Annotated in this window: 15 protein-coding genes; 6 read left to right on the forward strand and 9 right to left on the reverse strand. The window is 67.2% G+C overall.

What is annotated here, in order from left to right; genetic code table 11:
* The first annotated feature begins 105 nt into the window (after positions 1–105).
* Positions 106–1,623 carry a family 43 glycosylhydrolase gene (locus tag BMX85_RS27635; protein ID WP_090326762.1) on the forward strand — a complete coding sequence of 506 codons (1,518 nt, stop codon included), beginning with the start codon at positions 106–108 and terminating at the stop codon, positions 1,621–1,623.
* 61 nt (positions 1,624–1,684) lie between these two features.
* Here BMX85_RS27635 and BMX85_RS27640 read toward each other — a convergent pair whose 3' ends face one another.
* A complete protein-coding gene (locus BMX85_RS27640) occupies positions 1,685–3,367 on the reverse strand; it encodes a GH39 family glycosyl hydrolase (RefSeq protein WP_090326766.1) in 1,683 nt (560 codons plus the stop codon).
* Positions 3,368–3,482: 115 nt separating this feature from the next.
* On the reverse strand, positions 3,483–3,983 hold the full coding sequence (locus BMX85_RS27645) for an RrF2 family transcriptional regulator (protein ID WP_090326770.1): 501 nt from the start codon (positions 3,981–3,983) through the stop codon (positions 3,483–3,485).
* A 172-nt stretch (positions 3,984–4,155) separates the two neighbouring features.
* On the opposite strand from BMX85_RS27645, the gene BMX85_RS27650 reads away from it, so the two are divergent.
* On the forward strand, positions 4,156–5,184 hold the full coding sequence (locus BMX85_RS27650) for a GlxA family transcriptional regulator (RefSeq protein ID WP_090327085.1): 1,029 nt from the start codon (positions 4,156–4,158) through the stop codon (positions 5,182–5,184).
* 15 nt (positions 5,185–5,199) lie between these two features.
* Here the strand turns inward: BMX85_RS27650 and BMX85_RS27655 are convergent, their stop codons facing one another.
* The 5 genes from BMX85_RS27655 to BMX85_RS27675 form a co-directional block, all read right to left on the reverse strand.
* The gene (locus BMX85_RS27655; protein WP_090326774.1) at positions 5,200–5,952 is read right to left on the reverse strand and encodes an SDR family oxidoreductase; all 753 of its coding nucleotides are present in this window, start codon (positions 5,950–5,952) and stop codon (positions 5,200–5,202) included.
* Positions 5,953–6,130: 178 nt separating this feature from the next.
* On the reverse strand, positions 6,131–6,628 hold the full coding sequence (locus BMX85_RS27660) for an Ohr family peroxiredoxin (RefSeq protein WP_090326779.1): 498 nt from the start codon (positions 6,626–6,628) through the stop codon (positions 6,131–6,133).
* 133 nt (positions 6,629–6,761) lie between these two features.
* Positions 6,762–7,826 (reverse strand): LysR family transcriptional regulator, encoded by a 1,065-nt coding sequence (locus BMX85_RS27665; RefSeq protein ID WP_090326784.1) that lies wholly within the window; start codon positions 7,824–7,826, stop codon positions 6,762–6,764.
* Between the two features lie 112 nt (positions 7,827–7,938).
* On the reverse strand, positions 7,939–8,547 hold the full coding sequence (locus tag BMX85_RS27670; protein ID WP_090326787.1) for a glutathione binding-like protein: 609 nt from the start codon (positions 8,545–8,547) through the stop codon (positions 7,939–7,941).
* 25 nt (positions 8,548–8,572) lie between these two features.
* Positions 8,573–9,586: a bestrophin family protein gene (locus BMX85_RS27675; RefSeq protein ID WP_090326792.1), complete on the reverse strand. Its 1,014-nt coding sequence runs from the start codon at positions 9,584–9,586 to the stop codon at positions 8,573–8,575.
* A 172-nt stretch (positions 9,587–9,758) separates the two neighbouring features.
* Here BMX85_RS27675 and BMX85_RS27680 point away from each other — a divergent pair, with 172 nt between their 5' ends.
* Complete coding sequence (locus BMX85_RS27680) at positions 9,759–10,169, forward strand: cupin domain-containing protein (protein WP_090326798.1); 411 nt, start codon at positions 9,759–9,761, stop codon at positions 10,167–10,169.
* 61 nt (positions 10,170–10,230) lie between these two features.
* Positions 10,231–11,067, forward strand: coding sequence for a class I SAM-dependent methyltransferase (locus tag BMX85_RS27685; RefSeq protein ID WP_090326801.1), 837 nt, complete (start codon positions 10,231–10,233; stop codon positions 11,065–11,067).
* 7 nt (positions 11,068–11,074) lie between these two features.
* Here the strand turns inward: BMX85_RS27685 and BMX85_RS27690 are convergent, their stop codons facing one another.
* Entirely contained in the window at positions 11,075–11,749 is a 675-nt protein-coding gene (locus tag BMX85_RS27690; RefSeq protein WP_090326807.1) for an MSMEG_1061 family FMN-dependent PPOX-type flavoprotein, read from the reverse strand.
* A gap of 92 nt (positions 11,750–11,841) precedes the next feature.
* On the opposite strand from BMX85_RS27690, the gene BMX85_RS27695 reads away from it, so the two are divergent.
* Positions 11,842–12,618, forward strand: coding sequence for an AraC family transcriptional regulator (locus tag BMX85_RS27695; protein WP_090326812.1), 777 nt, complete (start codon positions 11,842–11,844; stop codon positions 12,616–12,618).
* Positions 12,619–12,691: 73 nt separating this feature from the next.
* Here the strand turns inward: BMX85_RS27695 and BMX85_RS27700 are convergent, their stop codons facing one another.
* On the reverse strand, positions 12,692–13,462 hold the full coding sequence (locus BMX85_RS27700) for a ParA family protein (protein WP_090326816.1): 771 nt from the start codon (positions 13,460–13,462) through the stop codon (positions 12,692–12,694).
* Positions 13,463–13,608: 146 nt separating this feature from the next.
* Here BMX85_RS27700 and BMX85_RS27705 point away from each other — a divergent pair, with 146 nt between their 5' ends.
* On the forward strand, positions 13,609–14,742 hold the full coding sequence (locus BMX85_RS27705; protein WP_090326820.1) for a branched-chain amino acid ABC transporter substrate-binding protein: 1,134 nt from the start codon (positions 13,609–13,611) through the stop codon (positions 14,740–14,742).
* Positions 14,743–14,793: the final 51 nt, after the last annotated feature.

Here is a 14,793-nt window from a genome sequence, read left to right on the forward strand (position 1 = left end):
CAATAATAAAAAAATCGACACGCGCGGTTCGGAGCCGGGTCCTCCCGATAAGAACGAATTCATGCATTGCTCCGGACTACCTGATCACTATCCTTGGAGACAATAATGAAACGCATACTTTTATGGTTGGCGATGCTGGCCTGCCTGGCCGGCTCGGCCTTTTCCGCGCACGCCGCGATCACGATCAACACCAGCGTGCAGTACAAGATCAAGAACGCCGCCAGCGGGCTGGTGCTGGGCATCGACGGCGCCAGCCAGGCCGCCGGCGCCAAGGTGGTGCAATGGGCCGACAACGGCACCACCGATCACCTGTGGCACTTCATGCCGATGGGCAACGGCGAGTACAACATCGAGAACATGCTGACGCACCAGGTGCTGGGCGTGTCCAGCGCCTCGACCGCCGACGGCGCGCAAATCGTCCAGTGGGCCGACAGCGGCACGCGCGACCACCTGTGGACCGTCACCCAGGCCGCCAGCGGCAACTTCCTGATCCAGAACGTCAACAGCGGCAAGTATCTGGAAGTGTTCCAGGCCAGTAACCTGAACACCGCCACCATCGACCAGTGGGGCTTGACCGGCTGCGCCTGCCAGGAGTGGCAGCTGGTGAACACGCAGGTGCGGCCGTATCCGCTGCCGCGCGCCGTCAGCGGCAACGGCCGCTTCGTCCACGATCCCTACATGCTGAGGGATGCGGGCGGGACCTACTGGCTCTACGGCAGCCATCAGACCTTGGCCACATCGACCGATCTCAACACCTTCACGCCGTACACCAACTGCACCACCGCGCAGCGCGGCGGCTATGCGACGTGCCCGTCGATCGGACCGGATTTCCCGTCGTGGAGCGGCCTGCAGACGCCGAAGGGATGGAACAACGGCGCCAACACCGACATCTGGGCCCCGAGCCTGATGGTGGTCAACGGCACCTACTACCAGTACTACTCGATTCCTTACCTGCCGAGCACGCAGGCCAAGGCGCTGATCGGCGTCGCCACCAGTTCCGCGCCGCAAGGACCGTGGACCGACAAGGGCGTCGTCACGCGGTCCTGGACCAGCAACGACGTGCCGCCGGCCGGTTTCAAGAAGACCACCGACAACGCGATCGATCCGGCGCCGTTCCGCGACGCCAGCGGCAACTGGTGGATGACGTGGGGTTCGTGGACCGATGGCCTGCATCTGATGCAGCTCAATCCGGCCACCGGCCTGCAGTCGACCACCAACACCACCGTCTATACGATCGCGCGGCGCGGCTCGCCGACGTCGGCCGTCGAGGGGCCGTTCATCTATTACTACAACGGGTATTACTACTTCTTCGCGCCGATCAACGTGTGCTGCAACGCCAGCTCGCCGTACCGCACGATCGTGGGCCGCTCGACCAGCGTGACCGGGCCGTATGTGGATCGCGGCGGCGTGGCGTTGACGGCCGGCGGCGGCACGATCCTGCTCAGCACCCACGGCAACGTGATCGGTCCGGGCGGCGGCAGCGTGTTCACCGACGCCGGCAACAACAACCGGCCGACGTTTGTTTATCACTACTACGACGGCAACAACGGCGGCGCCGCCACCCTCGGCATCAACCCGCTCGGCTTCACCGCCGATGGCTGGCCGTTCGTGATCGCCAACTAGGCATTCAAGTCAGATCGGGCGGATTGCGGCGTTGCGCCGGATCCGCCCCACGCCATCCGACTTATTTGTAGCTCAGGATGACCAGCGATACCGCCTGGCGCGGCAGCTGCATCTTCACCAGCGCGCTGCCGTTGGTCGTTTTCAGCGTCGACGTCGCGCCCACTTGCGCGAGTTCGCTGGCCTTTTGCAGCTCGGCGATTTGCGCCGCTGTCGGACTGGCCGGCGCGCCCATGCGCTTCCATGCGGTGTAGGAATTGCTGGTGTCGTTGTCGACGCGGTAGTGCCGCATCAGTACCTGTTTGGCCGGAATGCCGGCGATGCGCAGTTCCACCGGCGAGCCGGCGTCGATGACGTCGTCGTCGTGGTAGTTCCACACCATCACCGCGATGCTGTTGTTGTCCCGGCTCGCCAGCGCGTTGATGTCGGTGCGCGGGCCGCGCACGCCTTCGGCCATGATGCGCGCCGCGTCGTAGGCCTGGTCGCCGCCGACGGCGACACGCTCGCCCTTCATCATGCCGAACATGCGGAACACGTTCAGCACCGGCTTGTTGACGCCGTTGGTGGCGAGGTCGCGGAAGCCGGCGAACCAGGGCTGGTCCTCGAACTCGAACGACCAGTTGACGGCGCCGATCAGATTGACGCCGCGCCGGGCCGCCAGATCGAACTCGCGCGCGATCGAGGCCGCCGTATAGCTCGAATACAGCGTGCCGTTGCGGTAGGCGTTTTCCGGATTGGTCGCCATGCCGCAGGCTGCGCAGCCTTCCGGATCGGATTCGCCGATGATTACCGGAACGCCCTTGAGCTCGGGGTATTTCTCGACCAGCGCGAACCCCTGGTCGAGCCGCTTGAAATGCATGTCCATGCCCATGCGCACCACGCCGTCGACCAGCTTGGGCGAGCCTTTGGCGTGGAAGGCGACGAAGTCCAGCGGCGCGCCGGTCTTGCCGGTCGCGTGGTTCTTGCCGCGCAGGACGTGCTCGAGGAAATCGTCCATGAAGCGTCCCGCGCCGGCCGTGTGCGGTCCGCCCATGCGCGCCGTCGGCAGCGCGCGCTTGACGGCGTCGGCCGCGTAGTCGTACATCTTGAAGTATTCGAGCTTGGTGTCGGGCGCGATCAGGTAGTGGCCGTCCGGCTCGTTCCACACTTCCCAATACCAGCTTTCCACTTCCTGCTGGCCGTAGCGCGCCACGCTGTGGCGGACCCATTGGTAGATCAGCTCGGCCCACTTGTCGTAGTCGTTGGGCGGCGTGGCCCAGCCGGTCATGATCTCCTCGTAGCGCGTGCCCGGCTGCCAGCGATGCTGGTAGGGATGCGGACGCTGCGACAGCGCCTGCGGCATGAAACCGATTTGCGCCAGCGGTTTCATGCCACGTTCGATATAGGTGTCGAAGATCCGGTCGATGATGGTCCAGTTGTAGACCGGCTTGCCGTCCCGGTCTTCGCTGTACATATCGGTCGAGCCCCATTTGAGCGCGTAGCTGCCGTCGCCCGAGGTCATCAGGTTGTGCGCGCGCACATACACCGGGACCGGGCTCAGCGCTGCGATATCGCCGAGCAGCTTCTTGCCATTGGGCGCGGTGGTGTAGTTGGGTTCGTCATAGCCGAACCAGGCCCAGATCGGCGTCATCGGGCCCTGGACCTTGGCCGCGTCGACGGTCAACTTGACCGGAACGGGGGCCGGTGGCGCCGCCATGCATAGCTGCGCGCTGGCCGCAAGGCTCAGAGCGGTAAATAGTCTCTTCATTGTTATTCTCTCGTCGGTAACGGGGTTGTCCGCCGACGGTAGGCCGATACGGGGCGGCGGTCCAATGAAGTTTATGGTCGATCCGATATTAAAATCGATATCGCCCGCGCGCGCCCTAGCGCCTGCGCTCCAGCCATCCGACCACCGACGACGAAAAGCCGGCCGGCGCCTTGGCGTCGACCCGCCGGCTCAGATCGGCCAAGGTGTGCCCGGCCAGCACCGCGCGCATGCTTTGCTCGGCCGCCAGCATCACGGCGTGGATCGAACACACCCCCTGGGTCGCCCAGCGCGGCGGCTCGCCGTCGAAGACGGCGCAACGGGCGCGGATCTCCCGGCAGGCGAACAGGTCCTTTTTGCCGTCGATCGCCTCCACCACGGCCAGCACGCTGATCTGGTCGAGCGGCTTGGCCAGCGTATAGCCGCCGCGCGCGCCCTCGGTGGCGCGCACCAGTCCCGCCTTGCCCAGCTTGGTGAACAGCTTGGCGACGTAGTCGGGCGACACGCCTTGCAGCTCGGCCAGGTCGCGCGCGCTGGTCTCGGGCGTGGACGCCTCGGCGGTAGCCAGCAGCAACAGGCAATGCAGGCCGTACTCGACGGCGGTACTGATGTGTGACATGAAAACTCGGACTCGATGGATCGTAATTCGATGGTAGGCGCTTTCGCCGCGTCTGGCAAGCGCCCCGCCGGCGATGCTATACTTAACTCCGACTCAGTTTGTCGCAGTTTATTTCAGGCACCCGGCCCGGGCCTTGCGGGCACATTCCGAAGGTTTCATCGAAGGCATGCACATGATCGCGACCACCTCTTCGCCGCCGCCCGGACCAGCACGCGTGGTGCTGTTTGTCGGCTTTCCCGGCATGTGCATGCTCGATATCGCCGGGCCGCAAACCGTGTTCTGGTGCGCGTCGAAGTACATGGAGGAGCGCGGCCTGCCGGGCTATGCGCGCCACACCGTCAGCGTCGACGGCGGCATGGTGCAGACCCTGGAGGGCGTCGGGTTCCAGACCGAGCCGCTCGACGCCTTCGCGGGCGTCGGCATCGACACCCTGGTCGTCCCCGGCGCGCCGGACATCGTCGCCGCCGTGGCGCGCTCGGCGCCGCTGGTGGACTGGCTGCGGGCACGCGCCGCCGCCACGCGCCGCGTGGCCTCGGTGTGCACCGGCGCGTTCCTGCTGGCGGCGGCCGGGCTGCTGGACGGCAAGCGCGCCGCCACCCATTGGCTGGTGTGCGACCTGCTGCGCCAGACCCACCCGTCCATCGAGGTCGACCGCGAAGCGATCTTCGTGCAGCAAGGCGAGACCTGGACCTCGGGCGGCGTCACCGCCGGCATCGACCTGGCGCTGGCGATGGTGGAACAGGATTGCGGGCGCGAGGTGGCGCTGGCGGTCGCGCGCGAGCTGGTGGTGTTCGTCAAGCGGCCCAGCGGCCATCCCCAGCTCAGCTCGATGTTGCGGGCGCAGTCGACGGACAGCCCGTTGTTCGACCGCTTGCATCTGTGGATCGTGGAGAACCTGGCCGTGGTCGACTTCAGCGTCGAGTTGCTGGCAGAACGCATGCAAATGAGTCCGCGCAACTTCACCCGCGTCTACAAGGAAAAGACCGGCCAGACACCGGCCAAGGCGGTCGAGAATTTTCGCCTCGAGGCGGCGCGCCGGCTGCTCGAGGATTCCGATCGCAACATCGACCAGATCGCGTTGCAATGCGGCTTCGGCGACGAAGGGCGCATGCGCAAGACGTTCCAGCGGCATTTGCAGCTGTCGCCCACCGAGTACCGGCGCCGGCTGGCGGCCGAACCCGGCGCGGCGCGCGGCGCTTGACGCGCCGCGCCGCTGTTACCTGGCCGCCTGCGCCTGCAACCAGGCGTCGACCTTGATCGCGCCCAGGCGGGCGTCGTCGCCGGGCACCAGCGTGTTTTCCTGGAGTTCGGCGCCGAAGTAGCGCGCGTGGACGTCGGCGACGACCTTGCGGGGATCGTTTTTAAACGTCAGGTAATGCTGTACCAAGTCCGACAAGCGTACCCGCTCCGGCCCGCCGATTTCGACCACGCCGTTTTGCGGCGCGCCGAGCGTGTAGTCAGCCATCGCCTGCGCCACGTCGTCGGAGCTGATCGCTTGCACATAGGCCGGCGACAGGCGGATGGTGTCGCCATCGGCCGCCGAGGCTGCGATGCCGCCGAGGAATTCGAAGAATTGCGTCGAGTGCACGATGGTGTAGGGCAGGCCCGATTCGCGGATCAGTTTTTCCTGTGCGATCTTGCCGCGGAAGTAGCCGCTGTCGGCCAGCCGGTCGGTGCCGACCACCGACAGCGCCACGTGGTGCTTGACGTCGGCGGCGGCGGCGGCCGCCAGCAGGTTGCGGCCGGACGTGGTGAAGAAGTCCATGACGTCCTGGTCGGCGAACGAGGGCGAGTTGGCGACGTCGACCACGATGTCGGCGCCGGCCAGCGCGCCGGCCAGGCCTTCGCCGGTGAGCGTGTTGACGCCCGAGTTGGGCGACGCGGCCACAGCCTCGTGGCCACGCTGGTTCAACAGGGCGACCAGTTTGCTGCCGATCAGGCCTGTGCCGCCGATAACGATGATTTTCATGAGGTGATACTCCCGATAGCGGGCCGGTGCGGCCCGTCCCAGTGCGGCTGGGATTCCGTTTGCGAGTGTCGCAGTTCGGAATCGAGTGTAGGACGGTGGCCGGCAGGGCGGTAGCCCTGTGGCGGGCCGCACCGTGGTGCGCCGAACGCACCAATCGGCGCGGCCGCCGGCCGGTCCGCTAGCGCACCAGCGCGACGACGCAGACGATGCCCTGGCGCGCCATCTTGGCGTAGGGGCAGACCCGTTCGGTGCTGCGTATCAGGTCCTCGGCGATGGCGCGCGGCACGCCCGGCAGGTCGATGCGCACGTCGGCCGTCAAGGTGTAGAGGCCGTCGACCGGGTCGCGGCCGAAGCTGACGGCGACATCGACGGTGGCGTCGCCGACCGCGATGCCGGCCTTGGTCGCCAGCAGATTGAGGGCGCCGTGGAAACAGGCGGCGAAACCGGCGGCGAACAGCTGTTCGGGATTGGTGCCGCCGCCGGGGCCGCCCAGCGCGCCCGGCAGGCGCAACTCCAGTTCCAGGTTGCCGTCGTCGGAGCGGGCCACGCCGGAGGCGCGCCCGTGCGCGGTCTCGCCGCCGCTGACCCGCACGCTGGTCGAGTACAACGGCTGGAAGGTGTCGCCGACGTATTTGTCGAGCAGCGATATCGAGGGGGGCGCGAGGCGCTTTTTCAACGGGGGTCTCCTTGGTGGCGCACCCAGTGTAGGGCCGCGCGGCGGGCCGCACTAGGCACGTTGCGGGACACGCCACGGTGCGTGTTTGGCACCAATGGACCGTCGGCGCCGGCGCGGGCGCCGGCGGCCCGCGTCAGAGCGTGGCGGCCAGCCCGCGCGGCAACTGCGCCGCGAAGCTGCTCAGGCAATGCAGGTCGAGGGCGCGGATGCGCGGCGTCATGTAATCGATGAACACGCGGATGCGCGGCGGCAGGTGGTGCCGGCTCAGGTAGCAGATGAAGTGGCCGCGGTCGTCCGGGGCGTGCTGCGGCAGGCAGGCCACCAGCCGGCCGGCGCGCAGGTGCTCGCACACCTGGTAGCCGGCCATCTGCGCCACGCCCTCGCCGTCGAGCACCGCCTGCAGCACCAGGCCGGCGTCGTTGAAGCTGTGCGCCGCCTTGGGCAGCAGCTTGCGCGGCAGGCCGTTTTCCTTGAATTCCCATTCATACAGGCGGCCGGACGGCAGGCGCAGGTTGACGCAGCGGTGCCGTTCCAGCTCGGCGATCGTTTGCGGCAGGCCGTGCGCGCGCGCGTACGCGGGCGCGGCGCACACCAGCATCTGCATCGGAATCAACTGCCGCACCACCACCTGGCCGTCGTCCATGCGGCCGTTGCGGAAGGAGACGTCGATGCGGTCGGCGATGAAGTCGACCGGGCTGTCGTCGAGGATCAGGTCGAGCGTGATATCCGGATAGCTGGCGTGGAAACCGCGCAGCAGCGGGGCCACCACCTGGCGGCCGAAATCGACCGTCGCGTGCAGGCGCAGCTGGCCGCGCGGACTGCCGCAACGCAGTTCGCGCATCTCCTCGACCGATTGCACGATGCGCTCGACGCCGGGTTTGCAGTTGGCGTAGAACAGCTCGCCCTCGCCGGTGAGCGAGGTGCTGCGGGTGGTGCGCAGGAACAGCCGGGTGTCGAGTTGCGTCTCCAGCTTTTGGACGCTGCGGCTGACCGCCGAGCGGCCGATGCCCAGCCGCTCGGCCGCCTTGGCGAACGAGCCCTCGTGCACCACCGCGATGAACGCCAGCACGCCGGCATAGGTGGTCGAGAAGCTCGACGCCAGCGGGTCGGGCGCCGGCGCGCCGGCCTTGCCGATAGTTGCCGCGATGCCGCCCGGCGGCGCGCCCTGGTCCCCGCTCCCGAAGCTTTCGCTTTTCATGCCGTCCTTTCAATCGATGCCGCCGTCAATGTCCTTTTCATCATAGGGTTGGCGGGGGCGCCGCGTAAACGACAAATAGCGGGCAAATCGCGCCATGGCCGGCGCCGCCCGCTCAGGCCTGCTCGGCGCGCAGCGCCGCGCGCACGCCGGGGTCGCGCGCCATGCGGTCGCTGAAGCGGGCCAGGTTGGGCAGGCCGTGCAGGTCCACCAGCTTGGCCTCGGCCCAGCGCAGCACCACGAACAGGTAGGGATCGGCCACGGAGCGCGCGCCGGTGAGCCACTCGCGGCCGTCCATGTGCGCCTCGAGCCGTTCCAGGTACAGGCGCACGTGGTGGCGCGCGTTGCGCGCCAGCGCGTCGTCGCGGTCGCGTTCGTCGAGGAAGCGCGCCGGCGAGAACAGCGGCTTGAACGCCTTGTGGACGTCGGAGTTCAGGAAGCCGAGCCAGCGCATCACCTCGGCCCGGCCGCGCGCGCTGCCGTCGCCCAGCAACGCGGCGCCGGGGTGCAGATCGGCCAGGTAGCCGAGGATGGCGACGTTCTCGGTCAGCAGGAAGTCGCCGTGCACCAGCAGCGGCACATTGCCGCCGGCGTTGATGGCGAGGTAGTGCGGCGACTTGATGCTGTCGAGGTCCATGCGGATCGCCTGGTGCGGCGCGCCGATCCAGTCGAGCACGATCAGGTCGGCCAGCGAGCAGGCGCCGGGCATATGGTAGAGTTTCATCGGGAGTCTCCGGTGGGATGGGGGGTTAAAGGACGATGTCGTTGCGCGGCGGCGCCGGCATCGCCGCCGGCGCCGCCTCGCCGATCAGCGCGTGCAGCTCGGCCTCGAGGTTGGCGCAGATCTGCGAGATCGGCACGTCGTTGGCGCCGCCCTCGAACGGGTTTTCGGTGCTCTCGCCGACCTGGTCGAGCGAGACGTACATCCACGACAGCAGCATGCTGAACGGCACCGCCAGCCAGGCCATCTGCCCGGCCATCAGCCCGGCGGCGCCGTCGTTGAGCCGGTCGAACTCCCGCACCACGCCCAGCGGCAGCAGCGCGGCGAAGGTCCACACCAGGATGGCGTGGATGACGGCGTACTGGCGCGGGTACGAAAAATTCTTGATGCGCTCGGCGCGGGCCTGTTGCTCGGTCAGGTCCTTGAGCGTCTTTTGCATCTCGGTATGGTGCAGCACGGGCAGGTGCTGGTCGGCGTACAGCGCGCGGATGGCGCCGCTCTGCAGCGCGAGCAGGTCGGTTGCCGGGCGGCCGCCCCGCAGCAGCGCCGCCACCGTCTCCGGTGGCAGATGTGGGCTCAGCGCGCGGTCGAGCGCGACGGCGCGCTCGGGCACCTCGTAGCGCCGGTTTCCGTAGTCGAGGTTGTGGTGGCGCGCGGCCGACTCCCACACGCGCGGGCTGCGCAGCTCGTAGCGCAGCGCCGTCAGCCACGCCAGGTGGCGGTGCACCAGTTCCCGAGTCGCCGCGCCGCCGGCCGGGAAGTCGCGGCTGATCAGTCCCCAATAGCGGCTGGCGCTGGTGATCGCGCTCCAGATCTGCTGCGCCTCGACCGTGCGGCCGTAGGTGTGGGCGTTCTTGAAGCCGACGATGAAAGCGGCGGCCGTGCCCAGCAGTGCCAGCACCGGCCAGGGCAGCGACAGCCAGCGCCATCCCGCCAGTTGATACAGCGCGACCGGCGCCAGCGTGAGCGGCGCCAGGATGCAGGCCTTGCGGCGCGTCCAGCGCACGAACTCGAACACCCCATAGGATTTACCGATGTGCATAGCCAGTCCCAAGCTTGGTAAAGGACTCACTGTGCCACGGGCGCCGGCGCGCGATTGGTGTTCTTGAGGCACCAGTGTGGGGCCCGGCGCGTGGCTAGCGCGGCGGCGCGCGCGGCCCCACACTGCGGCTGCCGCTGCGATGTCGCAGCCGCACCGATCAAGGAGCCGCGCCATGTCCCAACTCAACAAGATCCTCTGTCTCGCCGGCCTGTTGCCGGCCGTGTTGCTCGCGCCGCCGGTGCGCGCCGCCGCGCCGGAACCGGTCGTCACGCCGCTGTTCACCCAGGCGCTGGCCGATTTTCCCGGCAAGGAAGTGCTGATGATTACCGTCGACTATGCGCCGGGCGGCGCCGACCCGGTGCACCGCCACGACGCGCACGGCTTCATCTACGTGCTCGAGGGCAGCATCGTCATGGGCGTCCAGGGCGGCAAGGAACATACGCTCAACGCCGGCCAGACTTTTTACGAGGGGCCGGCCGACCTGCACACGGTGGGACGCAACGCCAGCAAGACCAAGCCGGCGAAGTTTTTGGTGTGGCTGCTCAAGGACAAGGACAAGCCCGCGGTGATCCCCGTGAAGTGAGCGTCGCGGTTTGAACCTGTGCGGCCGCCGGCGGTCCAACAGGTTTGAGCAAGGAGGTCCCATGAGCGCATCCATCCCCACAACCACGCCGGACCTGGCCGCCGTCAAGCAGCGGCAGCAGGCGACCTGGGCCAGCGGCGATTTCGCCGTGGTCGGCGTCACGCTGCAAATCGTCGGCGAATCGCTGGCGGAGGCGGTCGATTTGCGCGCCGGCGAAAAGGTCATCGACGTCGCCGCCGGCAACGGCAACGCCACCCTGGCGGCGGCGCGCCGCTTCGCCTCGGTCACGTCCACCGACTATGTGCCTGCCCTGCTGGAGAAGGGGCGGGCGCGCGCCGCCGCCGAGGGGCTGGCGGTCGAGTTCCGCGAGGCCGACGCCGAAGACCTGCCGTTCGCCGATGGCGCGTTCGATGTCGCGCTGTCGACGTTCGGCGCGATGTTCGCCCCGGACCATGCGCGCACCGCGGGCGAAATGCTGCGCGTGGTGCGCGCCGGCGGCCGCATCGGCCTGGCCAACTGGACGCCGGCCGGCGTCATCGGCCAGCTGTTCAAGGTGGTCGGCGCCCATGTGCCGCCGCCGGCCGGTGTGCAGTCGCCGCTGCTGTGGGGGACGGAGACGCATCTGCGCGGCCTGTTCGGCGAGCAGGCGGGGCGCATCGACATCGCGTCCCGCATGTTCAAGTTCCGCTATGCGTCGCCGCGCCACTGGCTACAGGTGTTCCGGGATTACTACGGACCGACGCACAAGGCGTTCGCCGCGCTCGATCCCGCCGGCCGCCAGGCGCTCGAGCGCGATCTGCTCGACCTGCTGGAGCGGGTGAATATCGCCGGGCCGTCGTCGCTGGTCGCGCCGGCCGAATATCTGGAGGTGGTCGTCACCAAAAAGGGCGCGGGATGATTAGCGGCTAGTACAGGTCGTGCCGTACCGAGTGATCGTAGTGCTGGTTGATCTGTTCGATCTGCGCGGCGTCCATGGACGCCTCGGGATGGTCGCGTTTTCCGAGCGCGGCGATGATCTTGCCGACGCTCGGCAGTGCGCCGGGTGCGAGTTGCGACTCGGCGCGCCATAGCTTGGCGCGGTTGACGGCCTTGCCGCAGTGGAGCAGCACTTGGTCGATCCGGACCACCGTCGCGGTCTTCGGCAGGCGGTCTCCTTCGGCCAGCCGCGCCAGCAATGCGGGATCGGCCGACACTTCGCCACGGCCGTTGATGCGCATGAAGATTTCCAGCCCCGGGAAGATGAACAGCATGCCGAGGCGACCGTCCCGCTCGATGTTGCGCAGCGATTCGATACGGTTGTTGCCCGGCCAATCGGCAAAGGCCACCGTGTGCGCGTCGAGCGCGTGCACGAACCCGGCGGGGCCGCCGCGCGGCGACGCGTCCAGCCCTTGATCGCTGCCCGTGGCCAGGCAGAAGAACGTCGCCGCGCTCAGATACTCCAGGTGGAAATCGACCAGGTGGTCCAGCACCGCCTTCTGGATCATCTCCGACGGCGGGGCGTACAGGGCGTCGAGGTCGACGGCGCCTCCGTCGGCGGCTATCTTGTCTGTGGTCTCTGGTACTTCACCGGCTGCGCTCATGGTCTGGCTCCTTGTTTACTCAAGGCTTCAGATTAATGCGATTTTGGTGGCGGCTGTACGTCATCCGTGCCATTTAATGTCAAAATGCGGCCATGCGCAGACTATCCATCAATCGCCACGCCAGCAATTCCTCGGAAGGGCCGGTGGTGTTCGTCGTCGAGGGCAGCCAGGAGGAAGAGCTGGTCACCGAGGCGCACCGGCATTCCCGGGGGCAGTTGTTCGCGTCGATGCAAGGCCTGTTGTCCGTCGGCGTGGAGGACGGCGTGTGGATCGTGCCGGCGATCCACGCGGTGTGGCTGCCGCCGCATCACTTGCACTCGGGCCGGTCGCATGGACCGTTTCACGGCTGGAGCGCGTACGTCGCGGAGGAGGCTTGCCATGATTTGCCCCGGCAACCCTGCACCATCCGCACCTCGGGCCTGCTGAGGGAGGCGGTGCTGCGCGCGAGTACGTGGCCGGAAGGGGAGTGGAGCGAGCAAAAGCGGCGTATCGTGGAAGTCATCCTCGACGAGATCAGGACCTTGCCGGTCGAGCCTTTCGGCCTGCCGCTGCCCACCGATGCCCGGCTCCAAAAGATCGCGCAAGCGCTGATCGACGACCCCGCCGATGATCGCGATCTGGGCAGCTGGGCAGCCTGGGCGGCCATCGGCGCGCGCACTTTGAGCCGGCGTTTTGTCGCCGAGACCGGATTTAACTTCACGGCGTGGCGGCAACGGGCCAGGTTGATGCGGTCGCTGGAAATGCTTGCCGAGGGCATGCCGGTGCAGGCGGTCGCTTTCGATCTGGGCTATTCCAGCGCGAGCGCCTTCATCAGCCTGTTCAAGCGGACTTTCGGCCAAACGCCCGCCGCCTATGGGCGCGACCGTTGAGCAAGACGGCGCATGTGCACGGTGCCGATCCGTCGCGACGATGTTTCTGCGCTAGCCGCGGCACGCCGCCGCCCTAGGCGGCCCGCAACTCGCCATACAGCGCAAGGTACTCCTGGCTGAGCTTGTGGTTGCGGTCGAGGTGGATCATCGGCAGATTGCGTTCGTGCGATTCGCGGATGCGGATCGAGCTCGACAACTTGCTGTCGAATACCGGCAAGCCTTCTTCCTTAAGCTGTTCGACCATGCGCTGCGGCAGCAATGCCCGTGGTTGGAACTGGTTGACCACGATGCCCTCGATCACCAGGTCGGCGTTGTGGTCGGCCTTGATCTCCTTGATGTTGTTGATCAGCGTGTACAGCGCCTGGCGCGAGAAATCGTCGCAGTCGAAAGGGATCAGGCAGCTGTCGGCGGCGATCAAGGCGGCCTGGCTGAAGAAGTTGTAGGCGGGCGGTGTGTCGACGAAGATTTCGTCGTACTCCTTGCCCAGTTCGCGCAGCAAGTCGCGCAGCTTGTAGATCTTGTTGCGTGATTCGAGCTTCGATTGCAGGTCGCCCAGTTCCGGATGGGCCACGATGACCGACAGGTTCTCAAACGGCGTCGGGTGGACGTAATGGCCGGCCGGCTGCGCGAACTGGCTGAAGCTGAGCACTTGTTCGAAGTAGGCGCCCAAGGTCGGCGAGAGGTCGCGCGCCGCGTTCCCCAGCACGTAGCGGCTGGAGTTGCACTGCGGGTCGATGTCGATCAGCAGCGTCCGCTTTCCCTGGCTTGCCGCGATGGCCGCGAGGTTCACCGCGATCGTCGATTTCCCCACGCCACCTTTTTGATTGAAGATCACCCGTTTCATAGCTCGCCCGTGTAGTGATGGAAATGCAATCATTCTAGAGCAAACACCGGCTTCGGGTACGGGAATGCCGCAGGGTTTCGCGATGTTGTCCTCGATCGGCCTGTTCGTTGCTAGAATGCGCAAATCATTCACCACCCGGAGCCGCAATGACGCGCATTTTTCCCTTATTGCTTGGCGGACTGTGGAGTTGCGCCGTCATGGCGCAGGACGTGGTCAAGATCGGCGTGGCGGGACCGTTGTCCGGCGAGATCGCGCATCTGGGCAAGGCGATGGAAAACGGCGTGGCGCTGGCCATCGAGGATTTGAATGCGCGCGGCGTCACCATCGGCGGCCGCAAGGCGGTGTTCGTCATGCAAAGCGAGGATGACGCGGCCGATCCGAAACAGGGCACGGCCGTGGCGCAGAAACTGGTCGACGCGGGCGTCAAGGCGGTCATCGGCCACGCCAACTCCGGCACCACCGTGCCGGCCTCGCGCATCTACAACGCCGCCGGCGTGGTGCAGATCTCGCCTTCGGCCACCACCCCCGCGTACACGCGGCAGAAATTCGCCGGCGCGTTTCGCGTGGTGGCCAACGACAACATGCTGGGAAGCTCGCTGGGCCGCTACGCGGTCAACGAACTGGGCGCGCGCCGGATCGCCGTGATCGACGACCGCTCGGCCTACGGGCAGGGCGTGGCCGACGAATTCATCAAAAGCGCCGAGGCCAGTGTGCCGGGGCTGAAAATCATCGGCCGCGAGTTCACCACCGCCAAGGCCAGCGATTTCAGCGCCATCCTGACCCGCATCCGCGCCAAGAAGCCGGATCTGGTGTTCTTCGGCGGCATGGACGCCACCGCCGGCGGCGTGCTGCGCCAGATGAAGGCGCTCGGCATGGCGCTGCCTTTCATGGGCGGCGACGGCATCTGCACCGAGGCGCTGCCCACGCTGGCCGGCGGAACCATGCGCGACGGCGCGGTCTACTGCGCCGAGGCCGGCGGCATCGACGCCGCGCACGAGAAGGCGGTCGCCGATTTCGTCGCCCGCTTCCACGCGCGCTTCCACAGCGACATCCAGACCTACGCCCCGCATGCCTACGACGCCACGATGACGGTGGCGGCGGCCATGCGGCAAGCCGGTTCCACCGACCCGGTCAAGTTCCTGCCGGTGCTGCGCCAGATCCAGCATCCCGGCCTGACCGGCACCATCCGCTTCGACGCCAACGGCGATATCAGGGATGGCGCGCTGACCGTTTCCACCTACCGCGCCGGCAAAAAAACCAAGCTGGTGGTGCTGCGCTAGCCGGGTGCGCAGGGTGCGCCCAACGAGGTTTTCAATAATCATATTGCAACA

This window comes from Duganella sp. CF517 (assembly GCF_900110275.1).
In the GTDB taxonomy this organism is placed as follows: Bacteria; Pseudomonadota; Gammaproteobacteria; order Burkholderiales; family Burkholderiaceae_D; genus Rugamonas.

Excerpts from the sequence above, each read along its gene's own strand:
- BMX85_RS27635 (WP_090326762.1), top strand. The coding sequence starts at position 106 with ATGAAACGCATACTTTTATGGTTGGCGATGCTGGCCTGCCTGGCCGGC.
- BMX85_RS27640 (WP_090326766.1), bottom strand. The coding sequence starts at position 3,367 with ATGAAGAGACTATTTACCGCTCTGAGCCTTGCGGCCAGCGCGCAGCTA.
- BMX85_RS27645 (WP_090326770.1), bottom strand. The coding sequence starts at position 3,983 with ATGTCACACATCAGTACCGCCGTCGAGTACGGCCTGCATTGCCTGTTG.
- BMX85_RS27650 (WP_090327085.1), top strand. The coding sequence starts at position 4,156 with ATGATCGCGACCACCTCTTCGCCGCCGCCCGGACCAGCACGCGTGGTG.
- BMX85_RS27655 (WP_090326774.1), bottom strand. The coding sequence starts at position 5,952 with ATGAAAATCATCGTTATCGGCGGCACAGGCCTGATCGGCAGCAAACTG.
- BMX85_RS27665 (WP_090326784.1), bottom strand. The coding sequence starts at position 7,826 with ATGAAAAGCGAAAGCTTCGGGAGCGGGGACCAGGGCGCGCCGCCGGGC.
- BMX85_RS27670 (WP_090326787.1), bottom strand. The coding sequence starts at position 8,547 with ATGAAACTCTACCATATGCCCGGCGCCTGCTCGCTGGCCGACCTGATC.
- BMX85_RS27675 (WP_090326792.1), bottom strand. The coding sequence starts at position 9,586 with ATGCACATCGGTAAATCCTATGGGGTGTTCGAGTTCGTGCGCTGGACG.
- BMX85_RS27680 (WP_090326798.1), top strand. The coding sequence starts at position 9,759 with ATGTCCCAACTCAACAAGATCCTCTGTCTCGCCGGCCTGTTGCCGGCC.
- BMX85_RS27685 (WP_090326801.1), top strand. The coding sequence starts at position 10,231 with ATGAGCGCATCCATCCCCACAACCACGCCGGACCTGGCCGCCGTCAAG.
- BMX85_RS27690 (WP_090326807.1), bottom strand. The coding sequence starts at position 11,749 with ATGAGCGCAGCCGGTGAAGTACCAGAGACCACAGACAAGATAGCCGCC.
- BMX85_RS27695 (WP_090326812.1), top strand. The coding sequence starts at position 11,842 with ATGCGCAGACTATCCATCAATCGCCACGCCAGCAATTCCTCGGAAGGG.
- BMX85_RS27700 (WP_090326816.1), bottom strand. The coding sequence starts at position 13,462 with ATGAAACGGGTGATCTTCAATCAAAAAGGTGGCGTGGGGAAATCGACG.
- BMX85_RS27705 (WP_090326820.1), top strand. The coding sequence starts at position 13,609 with ATGACGCGCATTTTTCCCTTATTGCTTGGCGGACTGTGGAGTTGCGCC.